Source organism: Bifidobacterium adolescentis ATCC 15703 (genome assembly GCF_000010425.1).
In the GTDB taxonomy this organism is placed as follows: Bacteria; Actinomycetota; Actinomycetes; order Actinomycetales; family Bifidobacteriaceae; genus Bifidobacterium; species Bifidobacterium adolescentis.
On record NC_008618.1, the window covers coordinates 804,847 to 824,428 of the forward strand.

The following is a 19,582-nucleotide window of genomic DNA, read 5'->3' on the forward strand; positions in this document are numbered from 1 at the left end:
GTAGAATCTGTGCGGTTAAACAAGACGAGAGCACGCAAGAACACAGAGGAATGGACGATTATTATGGCATCTGATTTCTGGCTGATCGCAGGACTGGGCAACCCCGGCTCCAAATATGAGGGCACCCGCCACAACATGGGCTTCATGACCGCCGACGTGCTGGCCGAACGCTGGTCCGTCAACTTCTCCGACCACAAGGGACTCGCCATGCTCGGCAAAGGCGTGATGAACCTATCCGGCCGCAACGTCAAATTCTTCCTCGCCAAGCCACTCACCTACATGAACGAATCCGGCAACGCGGTCGCCTCCATCAGCGCCTACTACCAGATCGAACCGGACCATATCGTGGTTATCCACGACGACATGGACCTCGACTTCGGCAGAATCAAAGTCAAAGCCGGCGGCTCCGCAGGCGGGCACAACGGCATCAAATCCATCGACCGTTCGCTCGGCACCCCGAAATACGCGCGCGTGCGCATGGGCGTCGGCCACGCCCAACGCGGAGCCCACGCGCACGACAACACCGTGAACTGGGTGCTGGGCGGCTTCGGACCGGACCAACGCAAGCAGCTCCCCGAATTCCTCGCCGACGGTGCCGACGCGGCCGAAACCATCATCTTCGACGGTCTCGCCAAAGCCCAGGAGCGATTCAATGGCCGCTGAACCGACGTCTCCGGCGCAACCACCGCAACTGCCGACCGCAGGCTCGCTTGCCGGCATCCTCGACGTGCTGGAAACCGATGACGATTTCCGCGCGCTCATCGCCGGGGAAATCGAAGAACCGGAATCAGACATCGACCCCAGCATCACCGTCGGTGTGCCGGACGGCCTACGCCCGGCGCTCGCAGCCGGCGCTGCGGGCAAACAGCCGGTCGTGCTCGTCGTCGCCTCCAGCCGCGAAGCTGAGGAAACCGTGGAGTCCATCCGTTCCTGGTATGACGGAGACCCAAACGATGTGGCGCAGCTTGAAGCATGGGAGACCCTTCCCCATGAACGGCTTTCACCACGCGCGGACACTGTGGCAAGCCGCATGGCGGTGTTCCGCAGGCTGAAGCATCCCGAAGAGGGCAGCACGCTGTTCGGCCCCATCCGCATTCTGGTCATGCCGGTGCGCTCCCTCATCCAACCGGTGGTCGCAGGCTTGGGGGACGTCGAACCACTCGTGTTCTCCCAAGGCGAGGAACTGCTTCTTGACGAAGCATCCCGCAAACTGGTGGAAAACGCGTACACGCGCGTCGACTTGGTGATGGACCGTGGCGAATTCGCCGTCCGCGGTGGCATCATCGACGTTTTTCCGCCCACTCTGCCGCATCCGGTGCGTATCGAATTCTTCGGCGACGAGATCGACACCATACGTGAATTCCACGCATCCGACCAGCGCACCTACGGTAAGGATATTTCCACCGTATGGGCCACGCCATGCCGTGAACTGCAGTTGACCGACCAGATTCGCCAACGTGCGAAATCGCTGATCGGCTCCATTCCCAACGCCGAGGACATGCTCGGATCCATCGCCAACGCCATCCCGGTGGAAGGCATGGAATCGCTGCTGCCCGCGCTGGTCGACGATATGGAACCGGTGCAGGGCATGCTGCCCAAGCATGCGCTGGTCATGCTGTCCGACCCGGAAAAACTTCGTCGCGCCGCCGACGATCTGGCGAAAACCGCCAACGAATTCCTTGCCGCAAGCTGGCACGTCGCCGCATCCGGACATGGCGCCGGAGCGCCGATCACCTTCGACCAGGCGAATTTCTACGATTTCGAGGAAACCATCTCCGCACTCGTCTTCTCCAAACATGACGTGTGGAAACTCACCAGCTTCGGCGTCGACGCCACCCGGGAAGGCCACATCCAACTTGATGCCACCAAACCCGGTGAATACCGCGGTGACGAAAACAAAGCGGCCTCCGGCATCGAAGGACTGCTCGACGCCGGCTATGCGGTGACGATCACGGCCGCGGCCCAAGGCACACTCACCCGACTGAAGCGTGCGATCAACGAAACCGGCATCGCGAATTTCGATTGCGTCCGATCGCACGCCATCGACGGTTTCGTGGACGACGCCGCGAAAATCGCCCTGCTCACCGAACGCGACCTGACCGGCCGCACATCCGCCGCAGGACAGGCGAAAACGCCGAAACGCCGACGCAAGGCCATCGACCTGATGGAACTCAAAACGGGCGATTACGTCGTGCACGAACAGCATGGCATCGGCCGGTTCGTCGAGATGCGCCAACGTACCATCGGCAAAGGCGAGAACCAGACCACCCGAGAATACCTGGTCATCGAATACGCTCCCAGCAAACGAGGCGCGCCGGCGGACAAACTGTTCATCCCCACCGACCAGCTCGACCAGGTCAGCAAATACATCGGCGCCGAAACGCCGAAACTCAACAAGCTGGGCGGTTCCGACTGGGCCGCCACCAAAGCCAAGGCGCGCAAGCATGTGCATGAGATCGCCGAGGATCTGGTCAAGCTCTACTCGGCACGCCAGCGTACGAAAGGCTATGCCTTCAGCAAGGACACGCCGTGGCAGAAGGAGCTGGAGGACGCTTTCCCCTATCAGGAGACGGCCGACCAGCTCACCACCATCGACGAGGTCAAGTCGGATATGGAGAAACCCATTCCGATGGACCGTCTGATCTGCGGCGATGTGGGCTTTGGCAAAACCGAAATCGCGGTGCGCGCCGCGTTCAAGGCGGTGCAGGATTCCAAGCAGGTGGCCGTGCTCGTGCCGACCACACTGCTCGTGCAACAGCATTTCGAGACTTTCACCGAACGTTTCGAAGGCTTCCCCGTGAACGTGGCTGCCATGAGCCGATTCCAGACCGCCAAGGAGATCAACGAGACCATCAAGGGGCTTGAAGACGGTTCCGTGGATGTGGTCATCGGCACGCACAAGCTGCTCAATCCGAAGATCAAGTTCAAGGATCTGGGACTCGTCATCATCGACGAGGAACAGCGTTTCGGCGTCGAGCACAAGGAGACGCTCAAGGCGTTGCGCACCAATGTGGACGTGCTGAGCCTGTCGGCAACGCCTATCCCGCGCACGTTGGAAATGGCTGTCACCGGTATCCGCGAAATGTCCACGCTGGCCACGCCGCCGGAGGATCGCCTGCCGGTGCTCACCTACGTCGGCGCTTACGAGGACGCGCAGGTCACCGCCGCCATCCGGCGCGAGCTGTTGCGTGGTGGGCAGGTGTTCTACGTGCACAATCGTGTGCAGGACATCTCCTCCGTCGCGGCGAAAATCCACGAGCTCGTGCCCGAATCGCATGTCGGCATAGCCCACGGCAAGATGGGGGAGAAACAGCTTGACGGTGTGATCCGCGACTTCTGGCATCGCGACATCGACGTGCTGGTATGCACCACCATCATCGAAACCGGCCTTGATATCTCCAACGCCAACACGCTGATCGTCGACCATGCCGACCGCTTCGGCTTGAGCCAATTGCATCAGCTGCGTGGCCGCGTCGGTCGTGGACGTGAGCGCGCGTATGCGTACTTCCTGTACGATCCGACCAAGCCGATGACCCAGCAATCGCATGACAGGCTCGCCACCATCGCGCAGAACACCGCGCTCGGCTCTGGCTTCGACGTAGCCATGAAGGATCTCGAATTGCGCGGCACCGGCAATTTGCTGGGCGATGAGCAGAGCGGCCATATCGAAGGCGTCGGCTTCGACCTGTACGTGCGTATGGTGTCCGAAGCGGTCGAACAGTACAAGGAGCCGGAACGCAAGGAATCGGTTGCCGTCACCATCGACCTGCCGATCGAGGCGTCCATTCCCGTCGACTACATCGATTCGGACAAACTGCGATTGGAAGCGTACCAGAAACTCGCCTCCGCACGCACCGAAGACGATCTCGACGAGCTGCGCGACGAACTCACCGACCGTTACGGCAAGCCGCCCGTCGATTTCGAGGCGCTGTTCGACGTGGCGCGGTTGCGGTTCAAGGCTCGCAAGCTCGGCATTTCCGAGATCATCGCGCAAGGACGCAACGTGCGCGTGTCGAAGTTCGAGCCGCGTGAATCCGTGCAGATGCGCATGGCCAGAATCTACAAAGGCATCCAGTACCGGCCGTTGACCAAGACGTATCTGGTACCGGCTCCATTCGCAGGCTCGCTTGGTTCCAAGCCGATGAGCTCGGACGAAGTGGTCGGATGGACCAGTCAATTGCTTGACGATTTGGACTGGAAACCGACACCGCGTCAATGACAGTGGGATGCAAAAAAGAGTGTGAGCGTTCACATGGAACATGCGGGCAAAGTTTGGCATACGTCCATAAATCGCACTATTCTTGGCATTGTCATCACAACCTAACGTTTATAAGGAGTAGTTGTGGCAGTAATTGAAAGCGTTTACGCGCGTCAGATTCTCGATTCCCGCGGCAACCCGACCGTCGAGGTCGTTCTTGACACCGATGACGGTGCTCAGGGCCTGGGCCTCGTTCCGTCCGGTGCTTCCACCGGCGAAGCCGAGGCTTGGGAGCGTCGCGATGGCGACAAGTCTGTTTACCAGGGCAAGGGTGTGCTCAACGCCGTCAAGGCCGTGAACGAGGAGATCGCTCCGAAGGTCATCGGCATGGACGCTTCCGATCAGCGCGCTCTCGATGAGACCATGATCGAGCTCGACGGCACCCCGAACAAGGGCCGTCTGGGCGCCAACGCCATCCTCGGCGTGTCCCTGGCCGCTCTGTACGCTTCCGCCGAGTCCGCGGATCAGCCGCTGTACCGCTACATCGGCGGCACCAACGGCCACATCCTGCCGGTCCCGAACATGAACATCATGAACGGTGGCGCCCACGCTGACTTCGCCACCGACATCCAGGAGTACATGATCTCCCCGTACGGCTTCAACACCTACAGCGAGGCTCTGCAGGCTGGCGTCGAGGTCTACCACACCCTGAAGAACGTCCTGAAGAAGCAGGGCCTGAACACCGGCCTCGGCGACGAGGGCGGCTTCGCTCCGAAGATGAAGTCCAACAAGGACTCCCTGAACTACATCATGGACGCCATCTCCGCCGCCGGCTACGAGCCGGGCAAGCAGATCGGCATCTCCCTCGATGTGGCTTCCTCCGAGTTCTACAACAAGGAGACCGGCAAGTACCACTTCGAAGGCGACGACCGTGAGGCCGGCTACATGCTCGACTTCTACGAGAACCTCATCAACGAGTACCCGATCGTCTCCATCGAGGATCCGTTCCAGGAAGAAGGCTGGGACGACTGGGCGGCCATCACCGCCAAGCTCGGCGATCGCCTGCAGTTCGTCGGCGACGACCTGCTGGTCACCAACCCGGCACGTCTGGCCAAGGGCATCAAGCTCGGCGCCGCCAACTCCCTGCTGGTCAAGCTCAACCAGATCGGCACCGTCACCGAGACCCTCGACGCCATCGAGCTGGCCACCAAGAACGGCTTCACCTCCATGGTTTCCCACCGTTCCGGCGAGACCCCGGACACCACCATCTCCGACCTGGCTGTGGCAAAGAACACCGGCCAGATCAAGACCGGTGCCCCGGCTCGTGGCGAGCGTATCGCCAAGTACAACCGCCTGCTCGAGATTGAGGAGGAGCTCGGCTCCACCGCTCAGTACGCCGGCTACAGCGCTTTCAAGGCCTGCAAGAAGTACATCGCCGAGTGAGCGTAGCCAGCGCATCATGAATGCGTTGACATAGAAATACCCGTCGTGTTCCAAGTCGAACGCGACGGGTATTTTCGTTGCTATGAGTTCGAAGGCACGAAAAAAACCATCACAACGCGGCGGCGCCGGCCCGGTCGCGTTCTTCGTGGCATTGTTCATCGTGGCTTTGGGAACCATCCAGTTGGCATCGACATTCCATACCTATGCGTTGAATCTGGCAGAGCTTAACGGACTGAAAAAACAGGAAGCGGCGTTGGTCGCGCAGAAACGCGAGCTGGAGAACGATATCGCAAGATGGGATGACAAGGCGTATGTCACCGCCCAGGCCAGGGATCGTTTGGGATTCGTCTTCCCCGGCGAACAGGCGATTCGTGTCGAGCATCCCGAAGCGGTGACCGGCAAGAGCGAGCCGAAAAAAGGGACGACATACGACGAATCACCGAAAACCGCCCTGCCGTGGTATAAGGAGCTTGCATATTCCTTCAAGCAGGCGGATCGGTCGGATCCCGTGAAGGCCGACTCGACGAAACAGTCGCAGCATGCCGGCGAAGAAGACAAACAGGACAGTCAACAACAGACTGGCCAATCGCAACAGGACGGTCAGCAGCCGTCAGAAGACGGACAGGAGTGACATGGACATGACGATTATCGAACAGGCCAAGGGTTTGGCGGACAAAGTGCTTGCCCAACCCGCCACCGAACATGATATCGCCGTGGTGGAGCGTCAGCTTGGACGTTACCCGCGCGGCATGGTCGCCGTCGGAGCCCGTTGCGTATGCGGCCGGCCTTTGGCTGTGGTCACCCGGCCGTTGCTTCCAGGCGGTGTCCCGTTCCCGACGACCTGCTATCTGACCGGGCCCGAAGCGGTGAAGGCCATCTCCCACATCGAAGCCGAAGGCAAGATGAAGGAATACAACGATATGCTGGCCGAAAACGAGGATCTGCGTGCCGGATACGAACGTGCCCACGAACTGTACCTCGCGTTCCGCCATGAAATCGCTTTGGCCTTGGAAGACAGCGAGGAACACATCGAAGGCACCAGTGCCGGCGGCATGCCGGTGCGTGTCAAATGCCTGCATGCGTTGTTGGCCCAGACGCTGGTGATGGGTGAGGGCGCCAACCCCATCGGTGATATGGCCCTGTCCGCCATCAAACATGAGTTCGATCCGGCCGTATGCCGTTGCGCAGTGGAAAACGAAGAGTAGAAGGTGGGAGTAATGAAGTCGGTAACCGTTGCCGGTATTGATTGCGGCACGAATTCGATTCGTCTGAAAGTCTCGCGTGTGAGCGAGGACGGTGTGGAAGACATCGTTCCGCGCATCCTGCGGGTGATTCGTCTCGGTCAGGATGTGGACAAAACCCATCGCTTCGCCGACGAGGCGTTGGCGCGCGCCTATGAGGCCGCCCGAGAATTCGCCGGCGTGCTTGCCGAACATCCCGTGGACGGCATCCGCTTCGTGGCCACATCGGCCACCCGTGATGCCGAGAACCGTGAGGAATTCGAAGACAACATCGAGAAGATCTTGGGCGTGCGTCCCGAAGTCATTCCAGGCACGGAGGAAGCGGATTTAAGCTTCCTTGGTGCCACCAGCATCGTCCATCGCGAGGTCGAGGCCCCCTATCTGGTGGTCGATTTGGGCGGAGGTTCCACCGAACTGGTGCTGGGAGGCGACGGCGTCACCCATCCGAGCACGCAGGTGCAGGCCGCGTTCTCCATGAATATCGGGTCTGTCCGTATGACGGAGCGTCATCTGAAAAACGACCCGCCGACCGAGGGGCAGATCGCCGAGGCGGTCGCGGATATCGACGCGCATATCGACGAGGCGTTCAAGACCGTTCCCGCCGGCAAGACCCACACCATCATCGGCGTGTCCGGAACGGTCACCACCATGACCGCATTGGCTATGGGATTGACGGAATACGACCACACCGCCGTGGACGGCGCACGCTGCACGCTGGAAGATGCCTATGCCGTTGACAACCGGTTCCTGCACATGCCTCGTGAGGAGCGTCTGACCTACAAGACCATTCATCCCGGACGCGTCGATGTGGTCGGCGGCGGCGCATTGGTGTGGAACCGTGTGCTTGCCAAGGTGTCTGAAGCCGCATATGAGGATCATGGCCAGCGCATCGACTCCTTCATGGCCAGCGAGCATGGTCTGTTGGACGGCATCGTGCTGGATTACGGCAAGAGATTGCTTGCTGCGCGCTGACGTGGCATAATAGCTTGGCGTCGGCTTTTTCTTCTGGCCGGCGCAAAGCCTCCATGGCGAAATCGGTATACGCAGTCGACTTAAAATCGACCTCTTCGGATTGTGGGTTCGAGTCCCGCTGGAGGCACTTTTGGAAACCGCCAGAGATGGCGGTTTTCCTTTATTCTCCAACGGTTTTGGCATCATCGCGATTCACTGCGATTCAACCCTTTTCCACGGTGGGTTATGGAAAAATGTGGGCAATGTGTAGGCAAAATGTGGCATATCGTTCCCGAAACATTCCGTAGGTACACTGTCGGACATTACAAACCGTATGACACCGACTGAAACGGATGACGCATGACTTCGAAAGACATCAAGCCTGTAATCGAACAGCCCGCCACTGAAATCCCCCTGATGCTTGCGCAGGCGATTATCGTTGCCGGCGTGCTCGCTATCGGCGAAATCGCATGTTCTCCGCTGTACTTTACCTTGATGGACCATTCGTTGGCACTCGTTCCGTGGGCATTGGAAGCCGCATTCCTTGCCGTGGCGTTCACCTTCGTCGTGGGCTTCGCATTGTTGTGGTGCGCCGAATCGTTCACTTTCAAACTCAAGGAACGATTCCGCCCGTTCGGCTATGCGGCGGTAGGATTGATTGGATACGGCGTATGGAGCCTGCTGGTGTTCACCGCCACCATCAATTCGATACTCGCCAAAGTCGGGGAAAGCGTTCTTACCAACGGCCAGATCGGCGCGATCGCGCTGAACGGAGCAGCCTTGGGCTTCGTCGCTTTCCTTTTCGCAAAACTGCTCGACGTCAAACTCGGCAATCGCAAAACCGTTGCGATAATTCTGCTTATCGCGGAAATCGTCATTGCCATCATCGGCCTACTCATCATGATTCGCATGTTCAGCGTGCTTTACGCGGCGTGACGGCGAAGACGCGGAAAAGAGAGCGCAATATACATGTTCAGCATTCTGGAGATGTTCACCATCGGCGTCGGCCCCAGCTCGTCGCACACCGTAGGACCGATGGTCGCGGCCAGCAGATTCGCTGCCTCCCTTGAACGTGACGGCATACTGAACCGGGTCGGCCGCGTGCGAACGGTACTGTATGGTTCGCTCGCCCTGACCGGTCTTGGGCACGGTACCGATCGCGCCACGGTGGCGGGCTTGGAAGGCAACGTACCGAAAACCGTCGATACCGATCACATGAGCAATATCCGTATGGAATGCGAGGCAGGCGGCGAGCTGATGCTCAACGGCACGCATCGCATCGATTTCGATTACGGACGCGATGTGGTGATGGATGTATGGCACCGCATGGCGGCCCATCCCAACGGCATGCGATTCCAAGCCTTCGACCGGCAGAACAATCTCATCGACGAACAGGTCTGGTATTCCATTGGCGGTGGATTCGTCAGACAAGGCGACGCCGACGACCTGATGATCGGCATCCATGAGAAACCCCCTGCGGGAACGGCCTTCGCCGATCAGACCGACGATTCCTCAACCGATATCGATATGGATATGCCCTATCCGTTCACCACATGCGACGAACTGATCTCGCTGTGCGATGAACATCACATGAGTGTGGCCGATGTGGTGTGGGCCAATGAGACGGCCATGCGGTCCGCCGTGCAGGTGCGCAGCGATTTGGACACTGTATGGCATGTGATGCGCCGCTGCGTGCAGCACGGTTGCAATACCAACCAAACCGTTCTGCCTGGCGGCCTTGACGTGCCCCGCAGGGCGCCAAAAATGTATGCAAGGCTCGCATCCAACAGCGACGTGCTCAAACGGGACGGCAGGCGCTCCGACGCTGTACTCGAATCATCGGACGCCGCATGGGTCGACCTGTTCGCATTGGCGGTTTCCGAGGAGAACGCGGCAGGCGGACGCATCGTCACCGCGCCTACCAACGGTGCGGCTGGCGTCATTCCGGCGGTGCTCCACTATTATTGGCATTTCGTGGATCATGCGGATGAGGATGGTGTGGTGACGTTCCTGCTGACCGCAGGGGCGATTGGATACTTGTTCAAACGCAACGCGTCCATTTCCGGTGCCGAAGTCGGATGTCAAGGCGAGGTCGGCACAGCCTGTTCCATGGCCGCGGCGGGGCTGTGCGCCGTGATGGGCGGCACGCCTCACCAAGTGGAGAATGCCGCGGAAATCGGTATCGAGCACAATCTGGGACTGACCTGCGATCCGGTCGGTGGTCTGGTGCAGATTCCCTGCATCGAACGCAACGCCATGGCGGCCAATACCGCCATCAACGCGGTCCGTATGGCCATGCTGGGCGACGGCACGCATATCGTGAGTCTTGACCAAGCCATCAAAACCATGAAGGACACCGGCGAGGACATGATGGCCAAGTACAAGGAGACGTCGAAAGGCGGTCTTGCGGTCAATGTTGTTGAATGCTAGCGATGGATGGTGCTAATCTTGGTGACACTGTGTTTTTTCAAGGAGGTTCACCATGGCATCTGAAATGCCTGTTGTCAATGCCGAATTCGGCGATCGCCCGACCATCGAATTCCCGACTGAGATCGCTCCCGCCGGCCTGAAGGTCGTGGAGCTCTTTGAAGGCAATGGCCCGATGGTCCGCCGTGGAGACACCGTCACCGTCAACTACCATGGTGTGGTCTGGGGCAAGGACACCCCGTTCGACTCCAGCTTCGACCGTCACCAGCCGGCCACGTTCGGCATCGGTGTGGGACAGGTCATCAAGGGCTGGGATCAGACCGTTCCGGGACACAACGTCGGTTCCCGCCTGGTGGTGTCCATTCCGCCGGAGTACGGTTATGGCTCCCGTGGCGTTCCGCAGGCCGGCATCGGCGGCGAGGACACGCTGGTGTTCGTGATCGACATCATCTCCACCCGCTGATTGACGGGTATCATTCTTCCAAGGTCAAGGAGGATAACATGGCCGAAGAAAAGACGATCCTGCTGACGCAGGAGGCGTACGACAAGATGAAAGAAGAACTCGCCTGGCGTGAGGGCGAGTACCGTGACGAGATTCTGTCCAAGGTCTCCGCGGCGCGTGCCGAAGGCGATTTGAGCGAGAACGGCGGCTATCAGGCTGCCCGTGAGGCGCAGCGCGTGAATCAGGGACGTATCGACGAACTGACCGTCAAACTGCGCAATGCGAAGATTCTGACTGCGCCCAAGGCCGGTGAGGTCGGTGACGGATCCTTAGTGACCCTTGAAGTCAACGGACGTGAAATGGTGTACGTGCTTGGCACGCGAGACCTGTCCATCGCCACGGATTACAGCATCATCAGTCCTGAATCGCCGATTGGCGCCGCCATCAATGGCGCTCATGCCGGAGATACGGTGACCTATACCGCTCCGAACGGCCGTGAGATTTCCGTGACCATCAAGGAAGCCAAGCCGCTCGCCTGACATACGTGTGACGAAAACAACAGCCCGTTCCTCCATCGCATTCGTACGATGAGGGGACGGGCTTATTTTGTTTTGTCCATGTGGGGTTGATTACGCCTTAGGGCCACAATTGCACGATCACCATGTAGATGGCCACCATGTGGCAGGCGTATCCCGCCACGGTTCCGGTATGGAAGATCTCATGGAAGCCGAACACCTTCGGCCAGGGGTCGGGCTTGCGCAGCGCATACACGATGGCTCCGGCGATATAGCAGGCGCCGCCGGCACACAGCAGTATCACCACGGTAGGTCCGGCATAGGGGGACATCCAGAACAATCCCATGAACGCGACGCCGGACACACCGAAAATAATATAGACAAGAACATAAAGCCAGCGAGGCGCGCTGATCCAGATGACATGGATGATGAGCGCCACCGTGGTGCAGATCCACATGCCCGCGATGATGGAATCACGCCAGAATGGCGTGAGCGCGAAGGAAACGGGCGTATAAGTGCCGGCGATCAGCAAAAAGATGTTCATATGGTCGATGCGACGGAGCACATCGGTAACCCGTGGTGACCAATCTCCCAGATGATAACAGGCGGAATTGCCGAACAGTACCAGCGAGCAGGTCATGAACACGGCGCACGCCCATTTGAGCCCGGTGCCATGAGCGAGGCAGATCAGCACGATGCCCGCGGCAAGAGCCAGGGGAGTGGCGATGGCGTGGATCCAGCCACGCAGGAGCGGCTTTGGCCTGCCATGCACGTCGAGTCTGATTTTGCGTTCGATTTCGGCGGGGACGATGCCTTCGATTTTTGCGGCATGGGCTTCGCCTTTGGCGATGGCACGTTTGGCTTTTGCATCCGCCTTGCGTCGAATGTTCTCGGCCTTATTGTGCGCCTTCACGCGAATGGTCTCAGCTTTCGCCTGCAGGGCCTGCTCGCGTGCTTCGGCGATGACCGCGCGTTTCGCCTCGATTTCTGCGTTTGTAGGTTTCGCCATCGGATGCCTCCACTATAAGTTACGGAACCGTAACCTACGTTAGCGTAACCGTCGGATATGTCAATCGGCGTTTCCGCATTATACGTGGGCATATGGTATGCAACCTCGCCATTGATGCGTATTATGGTTGCATGGCTGATTTCTCACATATCCTGATGACCCGTCCGGATTTCGGTGACGACGATCGTGAATGGTTGCACCAGTTGGTGGCCGATTGGCAGGTGATTGCCGATTTGAGTTTCGCCGACTTGCTGCTAATCCTGCAGAACGGCGAGGGCAAGTACATCATTGCCGAGCAATGCCGTCCGTCCACGGTGATGAGTCTGAGAGCCGAGGATGTGGTCGGCAACGTCGTCCCGGAATCCCTGTGCGCCGAGCTTGACGCGGCCATGGACTCCGAATCGGTGTTCCGCTCCTCGAAACTGCGTACGGTCGGCAAGGCCAAGGTCTGCAACGTGTACGCCCCGGTGCGTCATAATGGCAAGACGCTTGGCTTGGTGGTCCGCGAGACCAACATGGCCACACGCGAATCGAACGGCCGTTATGAGTCCGAAAGCATCAGCGCCGGCAAACAGCTGTATGAGATGATTCCGCGCGGCCAGTTCCCGTACCGTAACCCGGTTATGAACCAGCGCCATAACGCACGTGTGGCGGATGGCTTCATCGTGCTCACCGTCGACGGCATCGTCCGATACGCGTCTCCGAACGCCATCAGCTGTTTCCGTCGTTTGGGATCGGTCAGCACCATGCAGGGGGAGTATCTGAGCGAGATCGGCACCAAACTGCTGCATGAGAACGATCCGGTGCTGGAAACGCTGCCATTGGTACTGAGCGGCAAAGCCGCGGTAGATTCCGAATTGGACGCCAACAAAGCCGCGGTGTCCATGCGCTCTCTGCCGTTGATGGACGCCAATGGTCGCGTGGGTGGTATCGTGCTGTGCCGTGACGTCAGCGAATTGCGCCGCCGCGAGAAGGAATTGCAGACCAAGGACGCCACCATTTCCGAGATTCACCATCGTGTGAAGAACAATCTTCAGGCGGTATCCGCGTTGCTGCGCTTGCAGGCGCGCAAGACCAAGTCCGAAGAGGTCAAAAAGGAGCTCAAGGAAGCACAGCGCCGCGTGCAGACCATCGCCATGGTGCATGAGGGATTGAGCCAGACCGCCGATGAGATCGTCGACTATGACAAGGTCATTTCCAACCTGCTTAAGATGGCCGTCGATTTGGCTACGATGCGCGACCAGCACATCGATGTCGATTTCGTAGGCAAATTCGGCATGATGCCGGCACAGGATGCCACGCCGCTATCGTTGGTGCTTACCGAACTGATCACCAATTCGGTGGAACACGGTTTCGAAGGACGTAAGGAAGGACATATCACGATTTCCGTGGGCCGCGGTGGCAATAACCTCAACGTGGTGGTGGAGGATGATGGCACCGGCTTGGCGGATGAGGAGCATGATGGCATGGCTCGCTCTTCCGGATCAGGGCTTGGAACACAGATCATCAACACGTTCGTCACCAATGATTTTGGCGGAACGGTGCATTGGGAGCCACGTCGCGGTGGTGGTACCCGTGTGGTGCTCGACATGAAACTGCGTGCCGCGCAAGATAACTGACCTCTAGAACTGGAATGGCATATGGAAGGGCCGGTCGGATTCCATCGAATCCGACCGGCCCTTCCATATGCCCTGAAAAGAATCAGACCTGCATCTGCATGGCCTGCGAGCGACGTGCACGCATCGCGCGCCGCTTGAGCGCGCGCCGCTCGTCTTCGCTCAGACCGCCCCAAACGCCGTAGTCCTGATTGGTGTCGAGCGCGCATTTCAGGCACGCGTCAATCACCTTGCAGGTACGGCAAACGGCCTTGGCTTCTTCGATTTGCTGATAGGCGGCACCGGTGTTGCCGACCGGGAAAAACAGTTCCGGATCCTTATCCCGGCACGCGGCCTTGGCTCGCCAATCGAAAGCACTGCTCATGTAATCGCCTTCCTCTTGCCATAAGTGGCGTTCTATCCGTTATTTAGATAACCACGAATCGGATGATTTTTCAAGACTTTTTCGCAAAAGAAACCAAGTTTTTTTAGAATCCTTGGAATTCCGCGCATTGCACGGGACATGCCCGTGCTTGTTGGATGAAGACCCCACGCCCGGCAATGGCATAGTCATCGACGCCGAAACCGTCGAGAACCGCGCTGGGAATCCCCATCATCACATCGGTGGCTCTCTCTCCGCAAGGAAACGCAACACGTGTGAGGCAACGTTCAAGTAGGGTGCTTTGCGGCTTTTCCACAGCTGCGATTACCGTGACGGACGGATCGGCGAGTGCGGTCTTGAGCTTATCGGCTTCGGGCATGGCTGCGAAAGGGGAGAGCAATTCGTCGGCGTCATCCACGAACCATATGGTGCGTTCGTGCTGCGGCGATGTTCTGCCGTCGTCGGTGGTCCATTCGCTGTTCGTCTTGCGTGTGAACCGGATGGTGCAGCGACCGGATTCATAGAGACGGCTGGCGCAGCAGAGCAGCAGATTGGTTTTGCCGCTTCCGCATGCGCCAATCACGGCGATGTTGCCGTGTCCTACGTCAAGGAATGCGGTGGAGATGAGTACACCGTCGTCGCTCAAAGCAAAAGGCACATGGTGCCATGCCTCTCGCTGTGGCGCCGTCAAATCGTCTTTGCCTGCATGTGGTGCGAGCGGCGCGGAGAACAAAGGGGAGGGATTGGTGGTGCCGCTGAATGCCGATGCGGTGTTGATGGCATGCACCAAGGAATCAATGTCATGGACCGCGCTGCAGCGGAAAGGAACAGTGCGTTGACCGTCATGACAGTAAGCGGCACCGGGGAAGGCCGGTGGAATCAAAGCTGCATCCTTGGTGCCGATCAGTTCATTCGATTGCATTTGGTCGGTGACGCGTAGGCAGATGCTCAGCGATATGTTGGCCTTCATATCGGCATGGACCTGACCCATGGGATTTTGCGTGCATACGATGAGATGCATACCCAAAGAGCGTCCGAGCGACGCCAATCGATTGAGTCGCTGCATATAGTCGGGTAGACGGTCGCGCAATGCATGGAATTCGTCAATGACCACCACGAGCCGTGCAGGGGGATGGGAAAGCTGGTCGAATCTGGAAACGCGTTCGGCACTTACCAAGGCCTCCCTGCGTGCCAATTCTTGTTCTATGGCGTTCAGCGCACGGACGGCATGGGCGAGGTCAAGATCGCAGACGTTGCCCACGGTATGCGGCAGACGCTCCAAAGCGTTGAAGGTCGATCCTCCTTTGAAATCCAGAAAGACGAAATGGAGGGTTTGAGGACTATGCCGAATCGCCAATGCCATGCACCAACTGATCAGCAGTTCGGATTTCCCCGAGCCTGTGGTCCCCGCGACCATGGCATGTGGTCCGGATGATGCCAGATCTATATGGAATATGCCATGTTCTGACATGCCGATGCCGTTCGTTGGGGAACGGACAAGCCAATTACGCACGATGGTGCGCCATATGAGCGGGTCGTTGTCCAGGCCATGCAGATGCTCAAAACTTATGGACGGCATGTCGGCGAAAAGCTGAGCATGGTCGATTTCGTTTCCGTTATGATGCGTTGGAACCGGCGAATCGCTTCCAGTAATGGTGTTGCTGTTCGTTTCTTCATGCCTGACGCGCATGATCATGGTGATGAGCATCAATGCGCTGCCGAGCAGACTCGGAGCGAGCATCGCCGCATAGAGCCAATGACGTTGCATGCACATGACAATCAGCATGATGAGCTGCGCCAGCAAAGGCGCGCTCCAACTCAATACAGTGAGATGTTGTTCGCTTATACGGTGAGGGGCCTTTTTGTTCATACGGCCAGCATGGGCAAGAGCGGCGGCATGCCGCAAGCCAATATGAGGGTTGTGGTCGGAGAATGTGGGTTATCCACATCCTCCGGCGTGTCGTCAGTTTTGCTGTTCGGCCAGCGTGCCCACGGTTCCTGCGGAATGCGTGCCGTGTGAGAGTTCGGAGAAAAGCTGGATGTTCTTCGCGTCATCCAGCAGAACGCACGATCCGACCCCATCGACGTAATAGTCCGGATCGGTCCAATACACGCTTCCCGAAATGCCATCCTTGCCTGAGGCGCTTTTGAAAGCCAACGCCATCCGAAGCAGAGAGGAAGTCGATGCTTTCTCATCCACGGTTACGGAGCTCAACGCCGCTGCGGCGACCTTTTTGGTCTTGTTGAAATTCGTGAGCGTCTGTTTGGAAGCGCCCTTCTTGACGATGGCGTTGATCACCTGGCGCTGACGTGCGGCACGGCCGAAATCGCCTTGCACATCGGCATATCGCATACGGGAGAACGCCAAAGCGGTGTTGCCGTCCACGGTGTGGCATCCGGCGGTCCAGTTCATACCCGAATAAGGGTCATTCACATTCTGGTCGTAGCATAGGTCCACGCCTCCCAAGGCATCGACCACTTTGACGAGTCCGCCGAAGCGGACCATTGCCACATGGTTGATTTTCTGGCCGGTGATGTCCTCCACCTCATTGACCAACTGTTTGCGGCTGTACAGCTGCGCCACGGCGTTGATCTTCATATAGCTCCCATCGATTTCCACCAGGGAATCGCGAGGAATGGAAATCAGCGAGGACGATCCTGTTTTCGGCTTGGTGAGTACAAGAATGGTGTCGGTTCTGAAACCTTCGACGTCACCGGCATCTCCGATGGTGCCCTCACGTTCGTCGGAGCCAAGAATAAGCCAGCTTTCGCCGGCGGTGTCCGCTTTGGATGTCAGCCAGGTCTGTTTGTTGAGCTGGTCATCGACCCAGTTCCAAGCGGAGAATACCCCTATTCCCAGTGCGAGAATCAGTACAAGGAAAATGGAAAGGACGATACGTCCGACGCGAGGTCTTCTTTTTGGCACGGAAGCCGTCGCTGGAGAGGATGGAACAGATCGGAGCGCCGTGGAGACGGAGGATGACCCCCGGAACTGCTGCGTTGGATTGGCCGTGCGGGTATGTTCTGGAGCGAAGGACACCGGAGATGATGAAGGGTTTCTTCTTGTCTCGCTCGTTGCCCGTGCCGCAGGCTGGAAGCTTTGCGGAACCGAGGAAGAAGGACGCGCCGTGCGTTTGGCCGGTTTTACGGATGATGCATGGTCGGAACGTTTCGCCGGTGCGAAACTCGCTGGCTGGCTCGGTGCGCTTTGCGAGCGGGAGGAATCCGTGGACGGCATGGTTTTTTTGCGTCCTGATGACGGAATGAAACTTGGTGGCACGCTCGTAGGCTCTTTTGCTCCTTTGCCTTCACTCATGGTTCCTCCAAAAAGATTCGTCCCTGTGTCATACGTTGAAAGGGGACGTGATTGCGTGGTCTACGTCAGTTCTTTGCCGGAACGGCACATACGGTCGCATTAAGGTATCGATCCGCAAGCCCGATGTACTGGCCCGTGGTCGCGTCATGAATGGAGCCGTCATCCGGGTCGACGGTGCCGCCAGTGCTCGGATCGACCAACGTGCCGTCGGATTTGGTGATCAGTCCCGTGACGGGATCGGGAGTCTCGGCAGTGGTGTCCGACTGGTTGCTGTCGGTCGTGCCGGAATCGTCGGAGCTGGCTGAATTATCTGAACTGGTGTCGGAGGAGCCGCCCGAGTTTGAATCGGCGGTATCGAAAATCGGCTTGCCCGCTCGCATCTTCTCCCAGAGATTGTCGGCTTCGTCGGTCCAGACGGAACGGTTGGGGTCGGACGGTGCTGGGACCACGGGGACGGTCTGGGTCTGCAGGTTGGTCATGGTGAAATTCTTCAGGCTCATGGCAAGTCCCGCCAAAGCCGCGGTATCAGCCATGCCTTGGGATATGTTGAGCGATTTCAGCGCGGATTTCGCCAGCTGGTACAGCTGCGCGGTATCAGTGAACAGATTCTTGCTGAGCGCCTCGCTCATCAGCTGCTTGATGAGATACTGCTGACGTGTGGTACGCGAGGTGTCGGATCCGTCTCCTATGCCGTGACGGATCCGGGCGTACTGCGTCGCCGCAACGCCGTCAAGATGGTGCATGCCCTTGTCGAGATTGAGTCCGGTGTACGGGTCGTTGACGTTCTGCGGAATGCACAGGTCCACGCCGCCGACTGAATCAATCATCTTGACCAGGCCGGCGAAGTCCACGACGATGAAGTTCTGAATATTCAACCCGGTGAGACTGTTCACGGCGTTCAGCGTGCAGCTGGCCGCCGAGGAGAGATCTCCGCCGGTTTTGTAGGCACCTGCGAAGATGGAATTGAACATGACGTTATACTGTGCGGGAATCGTGCCCTTCGACGTTTCGCACTGAGGCACGTCCACCAGGGAATCTCGTGGAATGGAGACCAGGTTGATTTCCTTGCGGTCGGCGGAGATCTGCACAATCATGGCGGTGTCGGCCTGATGGTTGCCGATGACGTCATCGAAACTGCCTCCGATGGCTTGGTTCTCCGCGCCGTCACGGGAATCCTGTCCGATCAGCACGAACTCGATCGGCTTGCCGGAGTTCGGATCGATGATGGATGCGTCCGTATTCAGGGAACCCTGGCCGATCACGCCGACCGAATTGTTCTTGATGATGCCATTGACGTCCATCCAAGTAGCGGCAGCTGCAGTGCCGACGAACACCAGAGTCGCGGCGATTGCCGCGGCGACTGCGGTCCTGACGTGATGCTGCACGCGATATCCCAGGCTGTGACGTGGTTTCGCATCCTGAAGACCATTGATGTTAGGAAGCTTATTGCCGGTTGATGACGTTGCCACGGTGTTGCCTTCCTGATTGAGATGCGCGTTTGACGCAATGCTTTTAGAACCTACCACTATCCAAATGGGCAATTATAGGGTTAATGGCCGATTTTCACCGATTCTGCGACTGTAGACCCCAGATTGGGCTGAACTTTAGCATGGATTTTCTGAAATATAGGCATTGACACGGGGAAACTTGACAAAATTACATTGCGTGTGTGTAATTTGAAGCGGTGTGAAAGTATGCGCATAAAAGGTGCGCACACAATTATGGGAGGACTCATGTGGGGCGTGACTGATGAGTCTTCTGAGAATCCGCTTGCTGAACTGTGGGGTTTGTTCAAGCGGGATGATGACGTGTCTTGGCAGCACAAAGCGCTGTGCTCGCAGACCGATCCCGAAGCATTCTTCCCGGAAAAAGGCGGTTCCACCAGGGATGCGAAGAGGGTTTGCGCCCAGTGTGAAGTCCGTGAACAGTGCCTGGAATGGGCCATCGACCATGATGAGCGTTTCGGTATCTGGGGCGGTATGAGCGAGCGTGAGCGTCGTCGCTACAAAAAAGAGCACAAGGAACGGGCTTGAAGGCATGGTGCGTCCCGTGCGTACACTTAA

General features: G+C 58.3%; 17 protein-coding genes and 1 tRNA gene. 13 read left to right on the top strand and 5 right to left on the bottom strand.

Annotated features, from left to right (window positions below):
• Window positions 1-63 precede the first annotated feature (63 nt).
• The 11 genes from pth (at window position 64) to BAD_RS03470 (ending at window position 11,241) form a co-directional block, all read left to right on the top strand.
• Entirely contained in the window at window positions 64-663 is a 600-nt protein-coding gene (gene pth, locus BAD_RS03420; protein WP_011743073.1) for an aminoacyl-tRNA hydrolase, read from the top strand.
• Window positions 653-4,219 (top strand): transcription-repair coupling factor, encoded by a 3,567-nt coding sequence (gene mfd, locus BAD_RS03425; RefSeq protein ID WP_011743074.1) that lies wholly within the window; start codon window positions 653-655, stop codon window positions 4,217-4,219. Before pth ends, mfd begins: the two co-directional genes overlap by 11 nt.
• Window positions 4,220-4,342: 123 nt before the next feature.
• Entirely contained in the window at window positions 4,343-5,641 is a 1,299-nt protein-coding gene (eno, locus tag BAD_RS03430) for a phosphopyruvate hydratase (RefSeq protein WP_003808948.1), read from the top strand.
• Between the two features lie 82 nt (window positions 5,642-5,723).
• Complete coding sequence (locus BAD_RS03435) at window positions 5,724-6,272, top strand: FtsB family cell division protein (protein ID WP_003808949.1); 549 nt, start codon at window positions 5,724-5,726, stop codon at window positions 6,270-6,272.
• 7 nt (window positions 6,273-6,279) lie between these two features.
• On the top strand, window positions 6,280-6,846 hold the full coding sequence (locus BAD_RS03440; protein WP_162836573.1) for a DUF501 domain-containing protein: 567 nt from the start codon (window positions 6,280-6,282) through the stop codon (window positions 6,844-6,846).
• A 12-nt stretch (window positions 6,847-6,858) separates the two neighbouring features.
• Window positions 6,859-7,854, top strand: a complete 996-nt coding sequence (locus BAD_RS03445) for a Ppx/GppA phosphatase family protein (RefSeq protein WP_011743075.1) — start codon at window positions 6,859-6,861, stop codon at window positions 7,852-7,854.
• 47 nt (window positions 7,855-7,901) lie between these two features.
• Window positions 7,902-7,981 (top strand) — tRNA-Leu (locus tag BAD_RS03450).
• A 212-nt stretch (window positions 7,982-8,193) separates the two neighbouring features.
• Window positions 8,194-8,769, top strand: coding sequence for a hypothetical protein (locus BAD_RS03455; RefSeq protein ID WP_011743076.1), 576 nt, complete (start codon window positions 8,194-8,196; stop codon window positions 8,767-8,769).
• 33 nt (window positions 8,770-8,802) lie between these two features.
• On the top strand, window positions 8,803-10,263 hold the full coding sequence (locus BAD_RS03460; RefSeq protein WP_011743077.1) for an L-serine ammonia-lyase: 1,461 nt from the start codon (window positions 8,803-8,805) through the stop codon (window positions 10,261-10,263).
• Between the two features lie 52 nt (window positions 10,264-10,315).
• Window positions 10,316-10,723: an FKBP-type peptidyl-prolyl cis-trans isomerase gene (locus BAD_RS03465; RefSeq protein WP_003809595.1), complete on the top strand. Its 408-nt coding sequence runs from the start codon at window positions 10,316-10,318 to the stop codon at window positions 10,721-10,723.
• Between the two features lie 38 nt (window positions 10,724-10,761).
• Complete coding sequence (locus BAD_RS03470; RefSeq protein WP_003809594.1) at window positions 10,762-11,241, top strand: GreA/GreB family elongation factor; 480 nt, start codon at window positions 10,762-10,764, stop codon at window positions 11,239-11,241.
• Between the two features lie 97 nt (window positions 11,242-11,338).
• Here BAD_RS03470 and BAD_RS03475 read toward each other — a convergent pair whose 3' ends face one another.
• The gene (locus tag BAD_RS03475; RefSeq protein ID WP_003809592.1) at window positions 11,339-12,226 is read right to left on the bottom strand and encodes a PAQR family membrane homeostasis protein TrhA; all 888 of its coding nucleotides are present in this window, start codon (window positions 12,224-12,226) and stop codon (window positions 11,339-11,341) included.
• A gap of 131 nt (window positions 12,227-12,357) precedes the next feature.
• On the opposite strand from BAD_RS03475, the gene BAD_RS03480 reads away from it, so the two are divergent.
• Entirely contained in the window at window positions 12,358-13,845 is a 1,488-nt protein-coding gene (locus BAD_RS03480; protein ID WP_033500243.1) for a sensor histidine kinase, read from the top strand.
• Window positions 13,846-13,927: 82 nt separating this feature from the next.
• Here the strand turns inward: BAD_RS03480 and BAD_RS03485 are convergent, their stop codons facing one another.
• The 4 genes from BAD_RS03485 to BAD_RS03505 all read right to left on the bottom strand — a co-directional run bounded on the left by BAD_RS03485 (window position 13,928) and on the right by BAD_RS03505 (window position 18,904).
• Window positions 13,928-14,206, bottom strand: a complete 279-nt coding sequence (locus BAD_RS03485; RefSeq protein WP_003809589.1) for a WhiB family transcriptional regulator — start codon at window positions 14,204-14,206, stop codon at window positions 13,928-13,930.
• Between the two features lie 103 nt (window positions 14,207-14,309).
• A complete protein-coding gene (locus BAD_RS03490) occupies window positions 14,310-16,073 on the bottom strand; it encodes an FtsK/SpoIIIE domain-containing protein (RefSeq protein ID WP_011743078.1) in 1,764 nt (587 codons plus the stop codon).
• Between the two features lie 93 nt (window positions 16,074-16,166).
• On the bottom strand, window positions 16,167-17,519 hold the full coding sequence (locus tag BAD_RS03495; protein WP_011743079.1) for an LCP family protein: 1,353 nt from the start codon (window positions 17,517-17,519) through the stop codon (window positions 16,167-16,169).
• A gap of 65 nt (window positions 17,520-17,584) precedes the next feature.
• Window positions 17,585-18,904, bottom strand: a complete 1,320-nt coding sequence (locus tag BAD_RS03505) for an LCP family protein (RefSeq protein ID WP_231837112.1) — start codon at window positions 18,902-18,904, stop codon at window positions 17,585-17,587.
• A gap of 348 nt (window positions 18,905-19,252) precedes the next feature.
• Between BAD_RS03505 and BAD_RS03510 the strand changes: the two genes are divergently transcribed.
• Window positions 19,253-19,552: a WhiB family transcriptional regulator gene (locus BAD_RS03510; RefSeq protein WP_011743081.1), complete on the top strand. Its 300-nt coding sequence runs from the start codon at window positions 19,253-19,255 to the stop codon at window positions 19,550-19,552.
• Window positions 19,553-19,582 lie beyond the last annotated feature (30 nt).